Here is a 20,989-nt window from a genome sequence, read left to right on the forward strand (position 1 = left end):
ATTGCAAGAATTATTAAGCTTTACTATAACTTAAATCCCTTACTGTTCCTACTCTCAGCTTATCCGCAACCATTGCGATAAATTCAGAATTCGTAGGTTTGCTTTTGACATGGATACTGTATAACCATCGCTATATCAAGGCATTGTATATTTCATAACTATCATTAAATGATTCTATTTATTGGTGCCCATCCTCAAATTGATAGGTCAACTTAATAAGAGTTCATCATTTTCTTCTATTTAGATGCTTTGCATCGCAATGAAGTAAAAAGTTTTCTACATTCATTTGAAAGTTATTCATACAACAAAAAACCTCCTAGATATTGGAATCAAAATTTCAATCCAATAAATAGAAGGTTTTTAAATTAACCGCCAATTACCTATGTACTTTATTGCCTACATACGTAATTCGTTGGTTATTAAATTTTATTATGAAATACGCTTAACACCTTGATACTACAGCGTTTACGAAGCCTTATGTTCAAGTCTCAGCTTATCCGCAACCATTGCGATAAACTCAGAGTTCGTAGGTTTTGCTTTTGACATGGATACTGTATAACCGAATAAGGACGAAATAGAATCAATATTCCCACGGCTCCAAGCTACTTCAATCGCGTGACGAATTGCTCGCTCCACACGGCTTGCTGTGGTATTATATTTCTTTGCGATATCTGGATACAATACTTTCGTAATCGATCCTAATAATTCGATATCGTTGTATACCATGGAGATTGCTTCTCGTAAATACATATATCCTTTAATATGAGCGGGTACACCAATTTCATGAATGATACTCGTAATACTCGCATCTAAATTTTTCGGTTTTCCATCTACTGTTGTTGCTGATCGGAATGATGGTAGTGGACGTTTAATCATAGCATTTGCTTTACCACTCACTTGACGAATATGACTCGTTAAATTCTCCATATCAAATGGTTTTAATATGAAATATGAGGCACCTAAGTCAACTGCTTTTTTCGTCACATCTTCTTGCCCGAATGCTGTCAACATAATTACGCTAGGCTGTTTTAACCTTTCAATATGTCGCATTTTTTCCAATACAGCTAAACCATCTAAGTGTGGCATAATAATGTCTAAAACGAGTACATCAGGTTGCTTATCTGTTAATAAGTTTAAACACTCTTGACCATTATAAGCAGTACCGATTACTTCCATATCATCTTGAGCAGCTACATAGCTCTCTAACATTGATACTAGTTCTTTATTATCATCCACAAGACATACTTTAATTTTCTCCACAGCTTTTCCTCCCTTACCGAATCGATTCTCCGACATGTGTATCCTTCTAGGCTACATGAATTGTTCGACAATTGTGTGAAAATTCCCTTTTAAAGTTTCTTACTTTCCGATAAAATCACAAAAAAATATGTTTATCGTTCATTTATTCCCTTTCGCAACACATTCCATCATAGAAATACAACGAAACGTTCAACCCTTTTCTTTTATTTTACAACAAAAAACACCTCTTGCGGAGCTTTTACAAAATTTCAACGAATTTTTCAACAGAAAAAGCGAGCTAATATGTATTAGCTCGCTTTTTTCTCTTGATCATAAATATTAATTCCAGCTTGATGTAACATCCATTCAATATGAACACCATATCCTGATGTTGGATCATTTACAAATACATGTGTAACAGCACCAATTACTTTTCCATTTTGTACAATTGGACTTCCACTCATTCCTTGTACGATACCGCCCGTTTTCGCTAATAGACGTTTATCTGTTACTTTTATTACCATACCCTTTGTAGCTGGGAATTTTTGCTGCACTGTACTAACGACTTCAATATCAAACGCTTCTACTTTATCTTGATCAATAACTGTTAATATTTTTGCCGGTCCTTCTTTTACTTGATGAGATAATGCGATAGGCATTGCTTTATCCATTATACCGTTTTTCATATTCGTATTTAATTTTCCAAAAATACCATATGGACTATTAATTGTAATATTGCCAATCACTTCACGATCTGGTGAAAATCTTGCTAATTTCTCGCCTGGATTCCCATGACTGCCTCTTTCAATTGATGTAACTGTCGAGCGCATAATTTGTCCATCTTCGACTTGAATCGGCTTTTTTGTATCATTATCAGAAATAACATGACCAAGCGCCCCGTATTTCATAGAATCCGGATGAACAAATGTCATCGTTCCAATTCCAGCTGCCGAATCACGGATATACAAGCCAATTCGATAAGACGCTTCACCATTGTCTTTTTGCGGCGTTAGCTTCGTACGAATATATTTTCCATCTCTTAGCAATACAAGATTAAGCGGTTCACCTGTTTCTCCACTATTATGAATAAACGGTGCTACATCACTCATTCTTTCAATGGTTTTACCATTAATTTCAGTAATCATATCTCCAATTTGTACACCTGCTGTTTCACCAGGAGATATTTTACCTTTTTCAGTTTGAATTAAATGATGGCCTACAACAAGTACACCTTTTGTATTTAATTTCACACCAATTGATTGTCCACCTGGAATCACTTTAAAATCTTTTAACACTTTCACATTTACTTTTTTCACTGGAAAACCCGCAAGCTGAAATACCATATCAGCTTCACCATTTTGATGAGAATTTACCATAAGTCCTTGTTTTTGTTCATTCGAACTCACTGTAAATACATGACGATTTGTGGATGAAGCTTTGAAAACTGGTAATGATGTTATTTCTGATTGTTGTCCTTCAAAAACAACAAGTTGTTTCGGTGATGAAATAAACGTTCGAAGCGGTTTAAAACATCCAATAAAAACTAAAGAAACAAGGAGACAAAGACCTATTATTTTTCGAAATTTTTCTAATTTCAACTTGTTCACTCTCCTCGCTCCTACCCCACATTCAGCCTCTTGGCTTCACTTTTTAATCTCTCCTTGCAGTGCTTTATTTATAACCGGAAGAATTAAGAAATCGTCATTTGAGAAAAAAAGCTATCCATTACTGGATAGCCTCTGCTGTCTGTTTAAAATGATGCGCTTGCGTAAGTAATTCTTTCGCATGCTCCGTCGTTAAATCTGTGATTTCCACACCAGAAATCATTCGAGCTATTTCTGTTACTTTATCCTCCATAGTTAAAACAGTAACTGATGTAATTGTCCGATCATTCGCTACTTGTTTTCGAATAAATAAATGCGAATCTGCCATTGAAGCTACTTGAGGTAAGTGCGTAATACAAAGTACTTGCGAGTTTACTGATACTCGATAAATTTTTTCAGCAATAGCCTGTGCGACCCGGCCACTTACACCCGTATCCACTTCATCAAAAATAACAGATGCAACCCCTTGATGCTTAGAAAAAATGCTTTTTAAAGCTAAAATGATACGAGATAACTCTCCGCCAGAAGCAACCTTTGAAAGTGGTTTTAGCGGCTCTCCTGGGTTCGTCGAAATATAAAATTCCACATGATCGTAACCATCCGCCGTAAGTCTTACCGGCGCACCTTCCACAAGGGGCTCTTCTGCATTTCCTTCTCTCTTCATAATTCTCACTTCAAATTTCGTTTTTTCCATATATAATTCTTTTAATTCCTGATGAATTGCATTTGTAAGGTGTTCTGCAAGCTCATGACGCATATTACTTAACAACGTTGCTTCTTTCAGAATAACACTTTCTAATTCCTTCAACTGTTTCTTCGTCGTTTCAATATGAACGTCTTTATTTTCAATTGTAAATATTTCTTGTTCAATTTTATCTGCATACGCTAAAATCTCTTCTACAGTATTTCCATATTTTCTCTTTAGCATACGAATTTCATTCAAACGTGTTTCGATTTCATCTAAACGATTTGGATCATATTCCATCATATCGAGCTTTTCTCTCAGTTGATATGCAACCTCTTCTAATAAGTAATAACTATTTGCAATTGAATCATGATTCTCTTGATACATTTCATCTAAATGTGTAATACTTTCCATTTGTCCCATTGCGCTTCTTACATTATCTAATCCTTGTCCGTCAGCACTCAATGAACGATATGCATCACCTAATGCTTTATAAATCTTTTCAAAATTAGAAATTTGCAATCGTTCCTCAGTTAATTCATTTTCTTCATCCATCTTTAAATCAGCTTTGCGAATTTCTTCATGCTGAAATTGAATTAAATCTAAGCGATGTGCCATCTGTTGTTCATTTTCACTTAACGATTTCAATTGTTTTTTTAATTTTTCATAGTCAGCGTATACGTTTTGATATATGTCTAGTTGTTTAACGATTCGATCCCCATCAAAGTGATCAAGCATAAACAGATGTCGTTCTTCATTCATTAAATCTTGCGTTTCATGCTGTCCATGAATATCAACAAGTGTTTTCCCAATTTCTTTTAATATGCTAAGTGTAACAAGCTTCCCATTTACACGACATACACTCTTCCCGTTCGCAGCAATATCACGCTTTAAAATAATCATGCCATCTTCTATTTCTATATCTAACTCTTCTGCCTTTTCAATACATGGATGCTTATCATCTTCAACATAAAACAGCCCTTCAATCTCAGCCTTTTCTGTTCCATATCGAACAAATTCTGCTGACCCACGGCCACCTACAAGTAAACTAATCGCATCAATAATAATCGATTTTCCGGCCCCTGTTTCACCGCTTAAAACCGTTAAACCTTTTTGAAAAGAAATATTTAATGCTTCAATAATAGCAAAGTTTCTAATCGATAATTCCGATAACAATGCCCCATTCACCTCGTTATAAAATAATCCCTTACTAAAGGATTTTCTCATTTCTTCATTCAAATAATCATGCTATATATTTGTATGTATATACTCTTCTAACCCGCTTCATTGTACCAAACATTTGTTTTACGGGTCAATCCATCTATTTTCTAACTTTATGCAAACAAAATATTATATTACAATTGAAAAATCATATTTTTGACCAATAAAAATATCTTGTTCACTTCCCACTTTACGATGGAAAGCAAACAAGATTTTTTGTTACAACATATTTAAGAAACGATCAGAGACAACACCTGTATCGTCAGGTGTACGGCAAATAATTAAGCAAGTATCATCACCACAGATGGTTCCGATGATCTCATCCCACTCTAAATGATCAATAAGTGCTCCAAGTGAATGAGCGTTACCAGGCAATGTTTTTAGCACAAGCATATGTCCTGCCGTGTCTAATTTTACAAATGAATCCACTAGATTTCGTTTTAATTTTTGTAACGGGTTAAATCGTTGATCTGCTGGCAAGCTATATTTATAGCGCCCATCATGTAATGGCACCTTCACTAAGTGCAGTTCTTTAATATCGCGCGATACTGTTGCTTGCGTTACATTAAATCCCTCATTACGTAAAATATCAACTAATTCATCTTGTGTTTCAATTTCTTTGTTTGCAATAATTTCCCTGATTTTAATATGGCGCTGACCTTTATTCATACATTTGCACCTCACACTATCTCTTACCATAGTTTAAACATTGGTATACTTCACTTATTTATGTTAACTTATAATTCGTTTCTTGTACACAATTGTTTTTACAATCATTATACAATTACAGCAAAAAGAGGAACAACATATGTTATTCCCCTTTCCCTTTTTGTTTTAGAACGTCATGTGCTTCTGTAACAACTTGCTCTATAGAAATCGGAGAATGATTTTCGCCATTCTCACGTTCACCATGCCATTTCAGATGAATTAAAAATTCAATATTACCATCCCCACCCGTAATTGGTGAGAATGTTAAACCTTCCACATCATAGCCCTCTTTTAAAGCAAAATCGACAATCATTTCTACAACAGCTTCATGTACTTTTCTATCACGAACGATACCTTTTTTCCCAACTTGCTCTCTTCCAGCTTCAAACTGCGGTTTAATTAACGCTGCTACATCTCCGTTAGGCATAAGCATTGTTTTTAAAACTGGCAGTATAAGCTTTAATGATATAAATGAAACATCAATACTTGCAAATTGAGGTAAACCACGTTCTAAGTCTGCTGGTGTCACGTAACGGAAGTTTGTTCGTTCCATTACAACAACACGCTCATCCTGACGTAATTTCCACGCTAGTTGATTGTATCCTACATCTAATGCATAAGATAATTTCGCTCCATTTTGAAGCGCGCAATCTGTAAAGCCACCAGTTGATGAACCAATATCTATCATAACTTTATCTTGTAAATCAAGATGAAATGTCTCTAATGCCTTTTCAAGTTTATAACCACCACGACTTACATACGGCATAACTTGTCCCTTCACCGTAATCTCAGTATCTTGCGAGATTTTCTCTCCTGGCTTATCAAGTCTCATCTCATTTGCATATACGAGTCCGGCCATAATGGCGCGCTTTGCTTTCTCACGCGTTTCTATAAGTCCTCGCTCTACTAATAGTACATCTACTCTTTCTTTTTTTACGCTCATTTGTTACGCCCTTTTTTGTTTTGATGGAATCATTGTATGAATACTGTCTACAACAGCATCTGTCGTTAAACCAATTTCTTCTAATAATTTTGTTACACTTCCGTGCTCTATGAAGCGGTCTGGAATACCCATTCGTTCAACTAATGCACTATGGTAACCATTTTCAGATGCAAATTCAACTACTCCTGTTCCAAAACCACCGATTAAACAAGCTTCTTCAATCGTTAAAATCGGTATATTCTTCCCTAGAAGATCATGTAAATATGCTTCATCCATTGGTTTAATAAAGCGAGCATTCACTACTTTCACTGAAACCCCAGCTTTTTCAAGACGCTCAGCTGCTTCCATTGCCATTGGTATTGTCGTACCAAACGTTAAAATAGCTGCTTGTGTACCCTCTTTTAACGTCTCCCACGTACCGATTGGAATCGCCTTTAATTCTTCATCCATATGAACGCCAAGTCCATTACCACGAGCATAACGCAATGCGATTGGTCCATCTTCATATTGCATCGCCGTATAAACTAAATGTTGCCCTTCATTTTCATCTTTCGGCATCATAAGCACCATATTCGGCAAGTGACGTAAGAATGAGATATCAAATACGCCTTGATGCGTTTCACCATCTGCTCCTACTAATCCCGAGCGATCTATTCCGATGAAAACATTTAAATTTTGGCGGCATATATCATGAACAACTTGGTCATATGCTCTTTGTAAAAATGTCGAATAAATTGCTAAGAATGGCTTCATTCCTTGCGTTGCCATACCTGCTGCCATTGTTGTAGCGTGCTGTTCTGCAATACCTACATCAATCATACGATCTGGGAATTCTTTTTGGAATTTCTCAAGTTTTGATCCAACAGGCATTGCAGGTGTAATTGCTACGATACGCTCATCCGCTCTCGCCAGCTTAAGTACTGTTTCACTAACGACAGCACTCCATGCTGGTGCAACTTCTTTTGGCTTAACGAAGTCACCTGATTCAATTTTATAAGGTCCTGTTCCATGCCAAGTTCCAATAACGTCACTCTCAGCCGGTTTATAACCTTTTCCTTTTTTCGTAATAACGTGAACAAGTACTGGGCCTTTTGTTTTCTTTGCATATTGCAACGTTTCGAATAACTTTTCATAATCATGCCCATCGACTGGACCTAAATATGTAAAGCCTAACTCTTCGAAAAAGACACCAGATACTAGTAAATATTTAAGACTATCTTTTATTTTCTCTGCTGTCGCAGCCACTTTCCCGCCAACTGCTGGGATTTTCTTTAATATATACTCTAATTCATCTTTTACCCAGTGATATTTTCCTGCGGTACGTAAACGACCGAGTACATTATGAAGCGCACCAACGTTTGGTGCAATTGACATTTCATTATCATTCAAAATAACAATCATGTCTGTTTTTTCATGTCCAATATGGTTCAATGCCTCTAAGGCCATTCCACCTGTTAAAGCACCATCTCCAATAATTGGTATAACATATTCTTTCGTTTTCTTTAAATCACGTGCCAGAGCCATTCCCATTGCAGCCGATAACGAAGTCGAGCTATGACCAGTTTCCCATACATCATGCTCACTCTCGCAACGTTTCGGGAAACCACATAGACCTTGATATTGCCTTAATGTACCAAACTCTTTCGCGCGTCCAGTTAAAATTTTATGTACATAGGATTGATGTCCTACATCCCATAAAAATTTATCTTGCGGGCTATCAAATAATTTGTGCAGAGCAATTGTGAGTTCTACTACACCTAAATTAGGTGCAATATGTCCACCTGTTTGAGAGAGCTCTTCAATTAAAAACTTACGAATATCCTCACTCAATCCCTCTAGTTCACTGATAGACATATCTTTCAAAAAACTAGGGTTTTGAATTTGCGTTAGATCCACATGGATCACTCACTTTCATTTCATAATCTGTCAACATGTCAAATATTATAAAAAACATTTACACAAAACAAGAAATTCTCTTTTCTACTTTTCGTCTTGTCCCGCTATTAACCAGTCTATTGCGCCTTAATCCTATTATAAACCATATTTCTTTAGGCGATGAAAAAAATAGCCGCTAACACGAAGTGATAACGGCAATGTAATCTACATATATTTTTGCCAATAACAAGAAAAGAAAAACCTTTTCCTACATTTATATCATAAAATGATGAATGACTCAACAAATGAAAACGCTGTTATATTAGTTATTACGTTTTGCAATCAAATCGCAAATAGATAGTAAATATTCATCTTGTAATTGCAAGGAGCTAATTGCACCTTTTGCTTCTGCAATTGTTTCTTCTAAAATATCCTTTGCTCTATCTACAGTAAACAACGTCGTATATGTGCTCTTTTCATTAGAAAGATCGCTACCAATCGGTTTTCCAATCTCTTCTTCGGTGCCTTCGACATCTAAAATATCGTCTCGAATTTGGAAAGCTAGACCGATATATTTAGCAAACGTAAGCAACTTTTCTTCTTGCTCTTCTGTCGCATCAGAAAGTATCGCACCCGCAAGTACAGCAAATTCAAGCAGTTTTCCGGTCTTATGTTTATGGATGTACTCCAATTCATCAATCGTAAGGCGTTTCCCTTCAGCTTCCATATCTGCCACTTGTCCGCCAACCATTCCTTCTGGTCCTGCTGCTTTTGCAAGTTCAAGTACAAGTCTTACTTTTTTTTCTGCAGAAATTTCTTTTTGCTCATATGCCATAATAACTTGAAAAGCATACGTCAATAAGCCATCTCCTGCTAAAACTGCCATCGCTTCACCAAATACTTTGTGATTTGTGGGCTTTCCTCTTCTTAAATCATCATCATCCATACAAGGTAAATCGTCATGAACTAACGAATATGTATGAATCATTTCAAGAGCACAAGCTGCACCTACTCCAAGATTTCTTTCTTTCCCAAACGCTTGTAATGTTGCAAACAAAAGTAACGGGCGGAGACGTTTTCCACCCGCTTCTAAAGAATATGCCATCGCTTCACGAAGTACATTTGGACATTGTAATTCATTTGCATAGCTTACAAGTTTCTCTTCTACGAAAGTTTTACTTTCCTTCAAAAAAGTATCAAAAGCAATCGTCACTATGCTTCATCTCCTAAAGCAGTAAACGGTTCAAGCTCTCCATCTTCCCCAAGAATAACTGCCATTTGTTCTTGTACATTCTTCAACTTCTCATCACAAAGCTTAGATAATTCCATACCCTCTTTAAAATAAGAAATCGCTTCTTCTAAAGGTACGTCACCTTGTTCTAGCTTAGAAACAAGATGCTCAAGTTGCGAAATTGCCTCTTCAAAGCTTAATTTATTTTCCATTATTCAATTCACGCTCCTCTATGCCTGATACGCTACAATCTAGTATTCCATCTTGTAATTGAACTGAAACAGCATCTCCAAGGCTTACATCTTTCACACTTTTTAACACTTGCTTCTCTTCATCATATACAAGCCCATACCCTCTCATCATTACTTTAAGCGGACTTAACGCTTCAAGTTTTTGAGCAGCTCTTACAAAGGCAAATTCTTTCGTTTGAAGTAACGTTTGCATTTCACGTTGTAATTGCTTTTGCAACGTTTCAACAGCTACCTTCGTTTGAATAATTTTTTGAGATGGGTGGTGCTTCTCTAAATAAAATGAAAGTTGCTTTAACTGATTCACCTTTTTATCAATATAGCGCTCTTTCGCTAAAACAAGCTGTTCTAGCGCTCTATCTAATTGCTCTTCCTTTTGCTCATATACTTGTCTTGGATAACGGAACGCATACGATTTTTGCAACACTTGTAGTTTTTCTTCTTTTTTATGTACTAACTCTTTCATTGCTCTTTGCAATCTCAGAGTTCTTTGTAATACCTTTTCTTGTAACTCTATAATATTAGGTGCTGCTAGCTCAGCTGCTGCAGTCGGTGTTGGTGCGCGTAAATCTGCAACAAAATCTGCGATTGTAAAGTCCGTTTCATGGCCTACTGCCGAAATAATAGGAATTTCACTCTTAAAGATTGCTCTTGCAACCATTTCCTCATTGAAAGCCCATAATTCCTCAATAGAACCTCCACCACGACCAACGATTAGTACATCTATCTCTCCCATTTCATTCGCTGTACGAATCGCTTGTACAATCGAGGGAGCCGCTGACTCCCCTTGTACAAGTACCGGAAATACAATAACATTCCCAATTGGATAACGACGTTTAATCGTTGTTATAATATCACGAATCGCTGCTCCTGTTGGCGACGTAATCACACCTATTGTTTTAGCGTAAGGAGGAATTGCTTTTTTATAAACTTGAGAAAAAAGTCCTTCTTCTTCTAAGCGAACTTTTAACTGTTCGTACGCTAAATGTAAATTTCCGACTCCGTCAGGCTGCATGTCTTGAATATAAATTTGATAAGAACCACTCGCCTCGTAAACAGAGATTTTCCCTTTCACGAGTACCTTCATCCCATTTTCAGGTTTGAATTTAATATTACGATTATGACCCGCAAACATAACCGCTGCGATTCTTGCATTTTCATCTTTCAATGTAAAATACATGTGGCCACGGCTATGATTTTTAAAGTTGGAAATTTCACCTTTTAACCAAACAGACTGCAAATGCGGATCATATTCTATTTTTGTTTTTATATAGCGTGTTAACGCTGTAACGGTTAAATATTGCTTCTCCATTTCTCTCTCCTCATAGCCGACTCAAATTATTTACAAACGACACCTGCACGTTTAGCAGATTCAACAGTATTATGAAGAAGCATTGTGATTGTCATTGGACCAACACCCTTTGGCACAGGTGTAATGTAACCCGCAACATCTAACACGTTGTCAAAGTCAACATCACCACAAAGTTTTCCTGTTTCTAAACGGTTAACACCAACGTCAATTACAACCGCTCCTTCTTTAATATAATCCGCTGTTATCATTTTAGGTCGTCCAACAGCTACGATTAAAATATCAGCTAACTTCGATAACTCTTTCATATTTTGCGTCTTAGAATGACAATATGTGACAGTTGCATTTTCATTTAAAAACAATTGCCCCACTGGTTTACCGACAATATTACTTCTTCCAATTACTACTACATGTTTTCCAGAAATATCAAGATTTGTTTCTTTTACTAATTCTACAATACCATGCGGTGTACATGGAAGGAATGTATCTTGTCCCGTCATCATACGTCCCACGCTGATTGGGTGAAATCCGTCTACATCCTTTTCTGGTGAAATTCTTTCAATGATAGCTTTTTCTTCAATATGTTTTGGTAAAGGTAATTGCACCAATATGCCATTAATACGGTCATCGCCATTTAAGCGATCGATTTCAGCAAGCAAACGTTCCTCAGTAATTGTTTCAGGAAGTTCAATTAGCTCTGAGTAAATCCCTACTTGTTCACAGCCTTTTTCTTTTCCTTTCACATAAGAACGAGATGCTGGATCTTCTCCAACTAAAATAACTGCTAACCCTGGTACAATACCTTGCTCTTTCAACTTCACAACTTCTTCTGTTAATTGTGCTCGTTTTTTCTCCGCAACTTCATTTCCTTTGATGATTACTGCTACCATTTTAAGATTCCCCCTTAAAGAATTTACAGTGTATCTTTTATATTAGATAAAACGCCGTTAATAAAACGACGAGATTCCTCATCCCCAAATGTTTTAGCAATTTCAATTGCTTCGTTAATTGTTACGTTGTGTGGAATTTCTTCCATGTATTTCATTTCATACACAGCTACACGTAAAATACTGCGATCAACAATGCTAATACGCTCAAGCTTCCACTTTTTTAAGTTTTGACGAATCGCTTCATCGATTGCTTCTTTATTTTCTACAAAACCTACTACAAGTGACTCTAGAAACTCATTTGTTTCTTCGCCTTCATCTAGCGTGTTTTCCACTGCTACTATCGGTTCTAATTCACCTGTAATATCCATTTGGTATAATGCTTGCATTGCTCTTTCTCTAGCCGTCCTACGTTTCATTGTAACTCTCCTTTATGCTTCAAGTCTTTCCTTATACTTTGTTATATTATTATAATTTATAAGCCGTCAATTCACTTACTCTTACAGTTTTCATTGATTTTCCAACCTTATAATACAATGATAATAACACAATTTATCGTTTCACACACGGGTTACAAGGCTGAAAAATAATAAAAAGATTAACTTCAAGTTCCATATCTTATCACAATGTACGTTTTTTGGAAAAACAACACATTTTCTTGTTTATTTCTTATTTTTTGAAATAGTATAATAATTAGAGGGTTGTAATTTGTGAAGAAATGAAACGATAAAAAAGATGCCTATGTTACTAGGCACCTTTTCATTCTTACACTGGTTCGATTTCTGTTTTTTGTGTTTCGAATGTTACGCCAACGATGTGAACATTCACTTCTTTTGGCTCAAGTCCTGTCATCGTAAAGAGTGCTTGGCGAATATTGTCTTGAATCTTTTGTGCAACAACTGGAATTGCTACACCAAAATACATTACAACATAAAGGTCAACGATAATATCTTCGTTTGCTAATTCAACCTTTACACCTTTACCATGATTTTTCTTACCTAACTTCTCAACAACATCTGTAGCAAAATTACCGCGCATTGCCGCTACACCTTCTACTTCAGCAGCTGCAATACCTGCAATTACTTCAATTACTTCTGGTGCAATTTCTACTTTACCAAGAGTTGTATCTTGACCCATATCTAACATATGTTCAGCCATGAAAAAAAACCTCCTTTAATGTATCACTGCGTCACAAGTTCATGCTCTTCCAAAAATTTCGTATTAAACTCACCTTTTACAAAATCAGGATGATCTAGCAATTGCAAATGGAACGGGATTGTTGTATGTACGCCTTCAATGACAAATTCACTAAGTGCGCGCTTCATTTTTGCAATTGCCTCTTCACGTGTTTTTCCGTGAACAATTAATTTAGCAACCATCGAATCATAGAAAGGTGGGATTGAATATCCCGGATATACAGCTGAATCGACGCGAATACCAAATCCTCCTGGTGGTAAGTACATTTCTACTTTACCTGGAGATGGCATAAATTTTTTGGCAGGGTTTTCCGCATTAATTCGACATTCAATTGCCCAACCATTAAATTGTACTTCTTCTTGCTGTAACGATAACTTTTCTCCTGAAGCAACAAGAATTTGTTCTTTAATTAAGTCCATTCCCGTTACCATTTCAGTAACCGGATGCTCAACCTGAATTCTCGTATTCATCTCCATGAAATAAAAGGTTTTCGTTTTATATTCATAAATAAACTCAACCGTACCAGCACCTGTATAATCAACCGCTACCGCCGCTTTAACTGCCGCTTCACCCATCTGCTTGCGAATATCTTCATCAAGTGCAGGTGATGGACTTTCTTCTAATAGTTTTTGCAAACGGCGCTGAATTGTACAATCACGCTCTCCTAAATGAATGGCATTTCCGTGTGTATCTGCCATTATTTGAATCTCAACATGGCGGAAATCTTCAACGTACTTTTCTAAGTATACACCAGGGTTCCCAAAAGCGGTACTAGCTTCTTGCTGTGTAATTTGAATTCCTTTTATAAGCTCTTCTTCATGGCGTGCAACACGAATACCTTTTCCGCCACCACCTGCAGTCGCTTTAATAATAACTGGATATCCAATTTGATTAGCAAGCTCGATCGCTTCTTCGGTATTTTTAATAATCCCTTGTGAACCTGGTACAATCGGAACCCCTGCTTCTTTCATTGTATCACGAGCAACGTCTTTTGTGCCCATCTTTGAAATAGCTTCTGGACTTGGACCGATAAAAATCAAGTTACATTCACGGCATAACTCTGCGAAATCTGCATTCTCTGCTAAAAATCCGTATCCCGGATGAATAGCATCGCAGCCTGTTAACTTCGCAACGCTAATAATGTTCGTCAAATTTAAATAGCTTTCTTTCGAAATCGTTGGTCCTACACAATACGCCTCGTCTGCAATCTGTACGTGAAGTGACTCTTTATCTGCTTCTGAATAAATTGCAACTGTTTCAATATCCATTTCTTTACAAGCACGAATAATTCGTACAGCAATTTCCCCACGATTGGCTATTAATACTTTTTTTATCATCACAAAGACTCCCTTATTACGCTTTTACAAGAAATAGCGGTTGTCCATACTCAACAAGCTGTCCGTTATTAACAAGAATTTCAACAATTTCGCCCTCTACATCAGCATCAATTTCGTTAAATAACTTCATAGCCTCGACAATACATACGATAGAATCTTTCGATACTCTATCCCCAACACTTACATATGGAGGTGTATCAGGTGAAGAAGAAGAATAGAATGTACCTACCATCGGTGATGTGATTTTATGTAGGTTTTCATCTTGAACAGTTTTATTTTCTTCTTGTTTTGGCGCTTCTGCTTGCGCTGCTGCTACTGTCGTTTCAACTTCAACAGGCGCTACTGGTTGCATAGCTTGTTTTGCTGCAGGTGCTTGCACAGCAACAACTTCATTACCACGCTTTTTCATTTTGATTGTTGTACCGTCTTTTTTGTATTCAAATTCATCAATATTAGAGCTATCAATTAATTTAATTAATTCACGAACTTCTTGAATTTTAAACATGTAAAATCCACTCCCATACTCTTGTTTGTCCCGTTTTTACAGATTCTCGTCACGAAAACTAGATTGACTGTAAAAATACGATGTATTCTATTAGAAAATATATTTCATTAACTAATAGAAATATTTACTATTTCCATCTTACGATAAATTTTTTAAACATTCCAATTTATATTTCTTTATAATAAATCGAAACTCCTGTAAAAATATTATTCCAATAAAAATTTAATACCTAGTAATAATACCAAGTTTCACATGAAATTGGCAAGACCACTTCTTAAAAAACATTCACTACTTTAGCAAAACGTTACACAGCAAACATGCCATTCCCTCTCCACTCTTCACTACACCTATAGTCAATAACATATTTTTACCAAATATTATTTTTTTGTTTACACGCCGTTCATCATTCCTTCATATAAGAATAGTATGTTCAAAGTGTAGAAAATATATTGTGTCGAGGTGTGGAAATATGATATGGCTCATTCTCTTTTTACCTGCTGTAATCGTTTGGGCATGTGTTCTTTGCATCCACGTCAAATCCGGAAAAAGTAATCATCAGTACCATGAACCATTAATCTTTTACTCGCAACGTGTTTCTCCATTCCGAGTTGAACATAGTAAAAATAACTACAAAGACGAAATAGAAAAAAGCTATCGAAAATGATAGCTTTTTTCTATTCACACATTTACTTACATACTCTATTTTACTATTTGCATACCCTTTGCTTAGTAAAAGATAATAATCCGCAGGAAAATCCCTGCGGATTAAAGTTTCACCTATTTCGCTGGTGGATCAAATTTCACACCTACATCTTTTGATCCGCCTTCACTTCTTACAAGTTGAATAATTTTATTTGCTTCTTTCTGTGAATGTTTTGCCGCTTTAACCGTTACTCTAATGTCAGTACCATCAGCTCTTACAAGAGCATCTGGATATCCTCCTTGAGATTTAATTACTGTCTCAAGTAATTCTTGCTTCGTTTCCATTGTCGTAATGGCATCAAAATTTTCTTTTGCTTTATTCTTTTCTGTTGCTGAAGCTTTTGTTGAACTCATCACTTCTTGTAATTTTGCTTTTTGTTCACTACGCTGATCTTCCATTTGCATACGTAAAGCTGTGAAATTCTCATCACTTGATTGAACTGATACATTACCCTCTTTTTTACTTGTCTCTTTTTTTGCATTTTCTTTTTTGTCTGTTTCTTTATTTGTTGTTTCCTTGCTTGTATTTTCTTTTTTCGGAGTTTCTTTAGGCGCTTCGTTTGTTACTGCTTTATCAGTACCTTGTTTTTCTTGTCCAATCTTTTCACCTGTTGCCGGCGATGCTGTATTCATTTTGTCAGGAGTTGTCACGTAATACACAGATAGTACAACAACTAAACTTAACATCGTTAATAACCAAACTGTTTGTTTTTTTAACACTTTATTTCCTCCCTATCAATTTTTCGGTGAAACTGAAACGCGATGGGCCGGTACATCTAGCAGCCTTATCACAGCTTCTTTTACCATTGCTTTAACTTGTATATTATCCACTCCCTTTGCTACGACAAGAACACCACGTACTTTCGGCTTCTCTGTTCGTAAAACAACAGGAGTTTCCTTATCCCCTTCACGTATAATGACAGTCTTTTCATCAAGAGACTCGTCCTCTACTTCTCTCTTACCGCCTGTTTTATCTGTTTCACCTGTTGTTTGTGAGCGTTTCACTGTATTTTTTTCTAAAATTTTTTCTTCAGATGAATCTAAATTCACTTTAATCGTTACGTCTTTTACTCCTGCTATTTCTTCTAAAGCAGTTTTTAATTCTTGTTCATACGCTTTTTCATATTTTTCTACATTTGACATACTATCATTACTTTTTTGTCCGAAAGTTGGTACGTCTTTTTCTTGATTTTGAGTTTTTTGTTCTTTAAATACAGGTACTTCTTCTTTTTTACTTGAAAAGAGACTACTAGAAAACATAAGCAAAATTCCAAGTATGAGTAGGACAAGTAAAAACTTAGGTGTTACCTTTTTACCCTTCTCGTTGCTTTCTTTTTGATCCCCATTCAATAAGTTTCGAAAAAATGAGAACTTCGAATTTTTATCTTTATTGTCCATTTACTCTACCTGTCCTCCCTTCCATTTGAACTTGGATTTGTTTACCCTCTAGTTGCCACCTGCTTGAAAAGAAATCTTTCATTTCTACATTCGTTTCTTCCACTTTTTTTGGAGGCTCTTTCGTGTTAATTTCAATTGGCTTTACTGTTTCGATTGCATCATTTTTACTACGTTCTTTTTCTTTCAACGTCACAACAACAGATTGAATATCTTTCGCTGACTTTACTTCTTCTGTATTTTCTGCTGCGACTATTTGTATTTCAGAGACAGTCATACCATACTTTTTCTCAAACTCTTTTCCTACTTCTTTTTTCATTTTGGTAGCCATCTCTTCTAAACTATATGCACGTGTTAGAGCTTGTATTTCTTTTTTCTTCGAATCTATTGAATTTTTTACAGATCCTTCTGCTACGTACTTTTCTTCATTAAAATTTGCAATTACTTCATTTACATCTGTCTGCAATAGTTTAAAAAGGGGCGTTAAAATTAATACGACTAACAAAAGACTTACAACGAATTTAACGTATTTTTGCAAATTCGAATTTGGAAGAATAAGATGAAGCATTGTTGCTAAGAGCAAAAAAACGATAATATTTCTGATCCACTCTGTAACAAATTGCATACTCTTCACCTCCTACCGCATCATAAGTGTAATATTCCCCGCAGCAATAATAATTGTAATACTTAAAAAGAACATAAATGATACGATAGCTAAGCAAGCAAATACGTAAATGATGCTTCGTCCAATAATGTCTAAACATTGAATAATTGCTCCGCCGCCAACCGGTTGCAATACTGCTGCTGCGAATTTATAAATAAATGCAATACAGAAAATTTGAATCGCTGGAAAAGCAACAATTAAGCATAAAATGACGAGCCCAATAATTCCGACTGTGTTTTTCAATAATCCTGATGCGCTAATAACAGTATCTGCCGCTTCTGTAAACATCCTTCCAACTACTGGAATGAAGTTTCCTGTTACAAATTTAGCAGTTTTCACAGCTATTCCATCAGCAACAGCTGTTGCTGTCCCTTGTACAGATAATACTCCTAAAAAAATTGTTAAAAAGACACCGATAATCCCTACGCTAACGTTTTGCAGAAGCTTGGATAATTTCGTCACTTTATATTGATCACTCATTGTACTTACAATACTTAATATCGTTGCCAGTAATAAAAGTGGTAGAACGATATAATTCATAAGAAGCCCACTCGTATTCATTAAGAAAATGATAACCGGATGAAAAAATGATACAGATACAACCCCGCCCCCAGTTGCTATAAGCGCCAGCAAAATTGGCAATAACGCTAATATGAAATCTACCATTGTTTGTATCGTTTCTCTTGCATATGTCATAACGACATAAAAACTATTTAAAGCAAAAATAATAAGTACCATATACACAACAGCATCAGCAATTTTACTTACGCTACTTTTTGAAAAAGCGGATTGCAGTGATTGCAACAATGCACTAAAGATTGTGAGCATAATAAGTGTGCCAAGCAGTTTTCCATTAGCAGCAAGCTCATGAAATAAATATTTTAATAACCCTATCATCCACTCTTTTAGAGAGAATTCTTTTTCTCCCTTTACAAACTCCATAAAGCTCCCTTTTTGACTCTCTGGCAAATAGCCACCATATTTTGTAACAAGCCCGTCCCAAAATTGCTTCACATCTTCAATTCCGAGCTTATCCAATTGTTGATCAACGACGTTTGTTTCTACAGGAGAAGCTTGTACAACAACCGGTAAAGAAAAGAAAAGGAAGCAAGCAAATAGCAGCTTAGCTCCAAACCTCCTCAACATTCACTCCCCCTTATCCCGTCGGTAAAAATCCGAGAATAGTTTCAATTACAACCGTCAAAATAGGAATCGCCATAACGAGAATTAAGATTTTCCCAGCAAGTTCAATTTTCGAAGCGATGGCACCTTGACCAGCATCTTTTGTAATTTGGGCTCCAAACTCAGCAATATAAGCAATTCCAATAATCTTTAGTAACGTTTCCACGTAGACGTTACTAACTTTCGCTTCACTTGCTACTCTCTCAATCATTTGTAAAATAGAATGAATTTGATCGATTAAAATAAGAAACATCACGCTACCTACGAACACAATAAATAAAGATGTAATACTAGATTTATGCTGATTCAAAACAGCAGCTAAAAACGTAGCAACGAGGCCTAATCCGACAATTTGTATAATTTCGATTCGAACCGCCTCCTTTACTGAAAGAGAAAGACACTTTTAATCTTGTCAAATAGCGTGTTAATTAAAAATGCAACATGAAATAAAATGACGACAAAACCGACAAGGATAACCCAATTTGCAATATCCTCCCGCTTTAATTCTTTTAGTACAGTATGAATGAAAGCTAAAACAATGCCGATTCCGGCGATTTGAAATATTAATCCAACATCAATGGACATCGCCTTTCTCCCCCCCCTATAGCAGTAAAATTACAATAAGTAGCCCTGCTAGTACCCCTAAGCTCTTAATCATTTTTTCGTATTGCAGTTGTAGCGCTTTCGCTTCTCCTTCTTCTCTCTCCAAATGTGTAATACATAAGCGAATATGTTTTTGTTGTGATTCACGATCATGTTGCCCGAGCGTTTCACCAAATTGCTGCAGTATTTCATACTCAGTTTGTTGAAATGCGGTTAACTTCCAGTTCTCTTTCAAACTATCTATCCACGCTTCTCTTACTGTTTGTTCCCCGCTTTGTAATCTTCTGGCGAAACTTTGAAATATCCAATTTAATGGCTTTGGCATTTGTTTAACTAATCGCTCGGCAGCCTCAGATAAAGGTGTGTGTCCATACATAATTTCTGCTTCTAATGATTGAAGTGCTGATTTTAATAATCTAAGTTGCCTCGGCCTCTCACTATATCTTTTAGCGTATGAAAACCCGAAAAAGGTGCTGACCGCAACGATTAACACTGCACCGAATATTTTCACCATACGCCCTCAGCCTTTCTACTTGATAGCACTGGTTTTCCATATTTATCTTTCACCTGCATAACCGTTCCTGGACCCCTCGCTTTTGACAACTCCACAAACCTATCAAATATACCAAGCTCTAGCACTGCCTTTAGCGATGGACGTCTCACAACATCCTCATAGGAAAATCCGTGTGCACTTATAAAAAGCTGAACACCTGCATGCACTGCCTCCATAATTGCTTCACTATCTTCTTTACGGCCAATTTCATCTACGATCAAAATATCAGGACTCATAGAACGAATCATCATCATCATTCCTTCTGCCTTTGGACACGCGTCTAACACATCGACTCGGGTACCAAAATCATATTGCGGGATCCCTTTCACACAGCCAGCAATTTCTGACCGTTCATCAACGATCCCCACTTTACAAGAAGGAATTTCCGAGGCACTTACTCCTTGACTCATGCAACGAGCTACATCTCTTAAAAGTGTCGTTTTTCCCGTTTGCGGAGGGCCAATTACCATCGTGTTTAACCATCTTTTTTCATACAAATATGGCAAAAGCGGTTCAGCAATCCCTATTTTTTGACGAGCAATACGAATATTAAAGGAAGAGACATCACGAATCATTTTCACTGCGCTTTTTTCTGTAATGACTTTTCCCGCTAATCCGATTCTATGCCCCCCGCGAAGTGTCACATACCCACGTTTTAATTCCTCTTCCATCGTATAAATTGAGAATTGACTTAACTTATTCAGTAAGTAAATAGCATCCTCTGCAGTAGTGATATAGTCATAAAAAAACACCTTTCCGTGTGCAATACACTCTAGCGGTCTTCCAATTCGAACACGAATTTCCTCTAAAGCATCGTATTGCTTACATTCTTCAATTAAATACTTCATCGTTTTTGGTAAAACTTCTAATACCTCTTTCATCGGCTTCTCCCCACTATACT

Annotated in this window: 23 protein-coding genes and 1 pseudogene; 1 reads left to right on the plus strand and 23 read right to left on the minus strand. The window is 36.3% G+C overall.

Annotation, left to right across the window (positions count from 1 at the left end; genetic code table 11):
• Positions 1-13: 13 nt before the first annotated feature.
• The 15 genes and pseudogenes from ATL10_RS32350 to accB form a co-directional block, all read right to left on the minus strand.
• Positions 14-126: pseudogene (locus ATL10_RS32350) on the minus strand (hypothetical protein); the annotation flags it as partial.
• A gap of 339 nt (positions 127-465) precedes the next feature.
• The gene (gene spo0A / locus ATL10_RS11775; RefSeq protein ID WP_011110369.1) at positions 466-1,260 is read right to left on the minus strand and encodes a sporulation transcription factor Spo0A; all 795 of its coding nucleotides are present in this window, start codon (positions 1,258-1,260) and stop codon (positions 466-468) included.
• 287 nt (positions 1,261-1,547) lie between these two features.
• The gene (gene spoIVB, locus ATL10_RS11785) at positions 1,548-2,846 is read right to left on the minus strand and encodes a SpoIVB peptidase (protein WP_002094138.1); all 1,299 of its coding nucleotides are present in this window, start codon (positions 2,844-2,846) and stop codon (positions 1,548-1,550) included.
• 118 nt (positions 2,847-2,964) lie between these two features.
• Complete coding sequence (gene recN / locus ATL10_RS11790) at positions 2,965-4,704, minus strand: DNA repair protein RecN (RefSeq protein ID WP_000947734.1); 1,740 nt, start codon at positions 4,702-4,704, stop codon at positions 2,965-2,967.
• A gap of 264 nt (positions 4,705-4,968) precedes the next feature.
• Entirely contained in the window at positions 4,969-5,418 is a 450-nt protein-coding gene (argR, locus tag ATL10_RS11795; protein ID WP_001032580.1) for an arginine repressor ArgR, read from the minus strand.
• Positions 5,419-5,560: 142 nt separating this feature from the next.
• Entirely contained in the window at positions 5,561-6,400 is an 840-nt protein-coding gene (locus ATL10_RS11800) for a TlyA family RNA methyltransferase (RefSeq protein WP_000111872.1), read from the minus strand.
• A 3-nt stretch (positions 6,401-6,403) separates the two neighbouring features.
• Positions 6,404-8,296, minus strand: a complete 1,893-nt coding sequence (gene dxs, locus ATL10_RS11805) for a 1-deoxy-D-xylulose-5-phosphate synthase (protein WP_110496945.1) — start codon at positions 8,294-8,296, stop codon at positions 6,404-6,406.
• A 301-nt stretch (positions 8,297-8,597) separates the two neighbouring features.
• Complete coding sequence (gene ispA, locus ATL10_RS11810) at positions 8,598-9,488, minus strand: (2E,6E)-farnesyl diphosphate synthase (protein ID WP_000150374.1); 891 nt, start codon at positions 9,486-9,488, stop codon at positions 8,598-8,600.
• Positions 9,488-9,718 (minus strand): exodeoxyribonuclease VII small subunit, encoded by a 231-nt coding sequence (gene xseB / locus ATL10_RS11815; RefSeq protein WP_000428423.1) that lies wholly within the window; start codon positions 9,716-9,718, stop codon positions 9,488-9,490. The genes ispA and xseB overlap by 1 nt, the downstream gene beginning before the upstream one ends.
• The gene (gene xseA, locus ATL10_RS11820) at positions 9,708-11,066 is read right to left on the minus strand and encodes an exodeoxyribonuclease VII large subunit (RefSeq protein ID WP_000415244.1); all 1,359 of its coding nucleotides are present in this window, start codon (positions 11,064-11,066) and stop codon (positions 9,708-9,710) included. The genes xseB and xseA overlap by 11 nt, the downstream gene beginning before the upstream one ends.
• Before the next feature lie 26 nt (positions 11,067-11,092).
• Entirely contained in the window at positions 11,093-11,953 is an 861-nt protein-coding gene (gene folD / locus ATL10_RS11825) for a bifunctional methylenetetrahydrofolate dehydrogenase/methenyltetrahydrofolate cyclohydrolase FolD (RefSeq protein WP_000226732.1), read from the minus strand.
• Between the two features lie 23 nt (positions 11,954-11,976).
• The gene (nusB, locus tag ATL10_RS11830) at positions 11,977-12,369 is read right to left on the minus strand and encodes a N utilization substance protein NusB (RefSeq protein ID WP_090977086.1); all 393 of its coding nucleotides are present in this window, start codon (positions 12,367-12,369) and stop codon (positions 11,977-11,979) included.
• A gap of 346 nt (positions 12,370-12,715) precedes the next feature.
• Positions 12,716-13,108, minus strand: a complete 393-nt coding sequence (locus ATL10_RS11835; RefSeq protein WP_000807630.1) for an Asp23/Gls24 family envelope stress response protein — start codon at positions 13,106-13,108, stop codon at positions 12,716-12,718.
• Between the two features lie 23 nt (positions 13,109-13,131).
• Positions 13,132-14,484 carry an acetyl-CoA carboxylase biotin carboxylase subunit gene (gene accC, locus ATL10_RS11840; protein ID WP_000592870.1) on the minus strand — a complete coding sequence of 451 codons (1,353 nt, stop codon included), beginning with the start codon at positions 14,482-14,484 and terminating at the stop codon, positions 13,132-13,134.
• 16 nt (positions 14,485-14,500) lie between these two features.
• Positions 14,501-14,989 carry an acetyl-CoA carboxylase biotin carboxyl carrier protein gene (gene accB / locus ATL10_RS11845; RefSeq protein ID WP_000472864.1) on the minus strand — a complete coding sequence of 163 codons (489 nt, stop codon included), beginning with the start codon at positions 14,987-14,989 and terminating at the stop codon, positions 14,501-14,503.
• 469 nt (positions 14,990-15,458) lie between these two features.
• Here accB and ATL10_RS11850 point away from each other — a divergent pair, with 469 nt between their 5' ends.
• Positions 15,459-15,653, plus strand: a complete 195-nt coding sequence (locus ATL10_RS11850; protein ID WP_002000935.1) for a hypothetical protein — start codon at positions 15,459-15,461, stop codon at positions 15,651-15,653.
• A 113-nt stretch (positions 15,654-15,766) separates the two neighbouring features.
• Here ATL10_RS11850 and ATL10_RS11855 read toward each other — a convergent pair whose 3' ends face one another.
• The 8 genes from ATL10_RS11855 to spoIIIAA are packed head-to-tail and all read right to left on the minus strand — an operon-like array spanning position 15,767 to position 20,969.
• Positions 15,767-16,411, minus strand: a complete 645-nt coding sequence (locus ATL10_RS11855; protein ID WP_000914710.1) for a SpoIIIAH-like family protein — start codon at positions 16,409-16,411, stop codon at positions 15,767-15,769.
• A 15-nt stretch (positions 16,412-16,426) separates the two neighbouring features.
• A complete protein-coding gene (gene spoIIIAG / locus ATL10_RS11860; RefSeq protein ID WP_000368890.1) occupies positions 16,427-17,089 on the minus strand; it encodes a stage III sporulation protein AG in 663 nt (220 codons plus the stop codon).
• The gene (gene spoIIIAF, locus ATL10_RS11865; RefSeq protein WP_001161037.1) at positions 17,079-17,711 is read right to left on the minus strand and encodes a stage III sporulation protein AF; all 633 of its coding nucleotides are present in this window, start codon (positions 17,709-17,711) and stop codon (positions 17,079-17,081) included. The genes spoIIIAG and spoIIIAF overlap by 11 nt, the downstream gene beginning before the upstream one ends.
• A gap of 12 nt (positions 17,712-17,723) precedes the next feature.
• Complete coding sequence (gene spoIIIAE / locus ATL10_RS11870) at positions 17,724-18,896, minus strand: stage III sporulation protein AE (protein WP_000946113.1); 1,173 nt, start codon at positions 18,894-18,896, stop codon at positions 17,724-17,726.
• Positions 18,897-18,906: 10 nt separating this feature from the next.
• Positions 18,907-19,290 carry a stage III sporulation protein AD gene (spoIIIAD, locus tag ATL10_RS11875; protein ID WP_077393170.1) on the minus strand — a complete coding sequence of 128 codons (384 nt, stop codon included), beginning with the start codon at positions 19,288-19,290 and terminating at the stop codon, positions 18,907-18,909.
• Between the two features lie 23 nt (positions 19,291-19,313).
• Complete coding sequence (spoIIIAC, locus tag ATL10_RS11880; RefSeq protein ID WP_000020914.1) at positions 19,314-19,517, minus strand: stage III sporulation protein AC; 204 nt, start codon at positions 19,515-19,517, stop codon at positions 19,314-19,316.
• A gap of 16 nt (positions 19,518-19,533) precedes the next feature.
• Positions 19,534-20,049 (minus strand): stage III sporulation protein SpoIIIAB, encoded by a 516-nt coding sequence (spoIIIAB, locus tag ATL10_RS11885; RefSeq protein WP_000238703.1) that lies wholly within the window; start codon positions 20,047-20,049, stop codon positions 19,534-19,536.
• The gene (gene spoIIIAA / locus ATL10_RS11890; protein ID WP_000665907.1) at positions 20,043-20,969 is read right to left on the minus strand and encodes a stage III sporulation protein AA; all 927 of its coding nucleotides are present in this window, start codon (positions 20,967-20,969) and stop codon (positions 20,043-20,045) included. Before spoIIIAA ends, spoIIIAB begins: the two co-directional genes overlap by 7 nt.
• Positions 20,970-20,989 lie beyond the last annotated feature (20 nt).

The organism is Bacillus sp. 196mf, from assembly GCF_003217275.1.
Classification (GTDB): Bacteria; Bacillota; Bacilli; order Bacillales; family Bacillaceae_G; genus Bacillus_A; species Bacillus_A thuringiensis_S.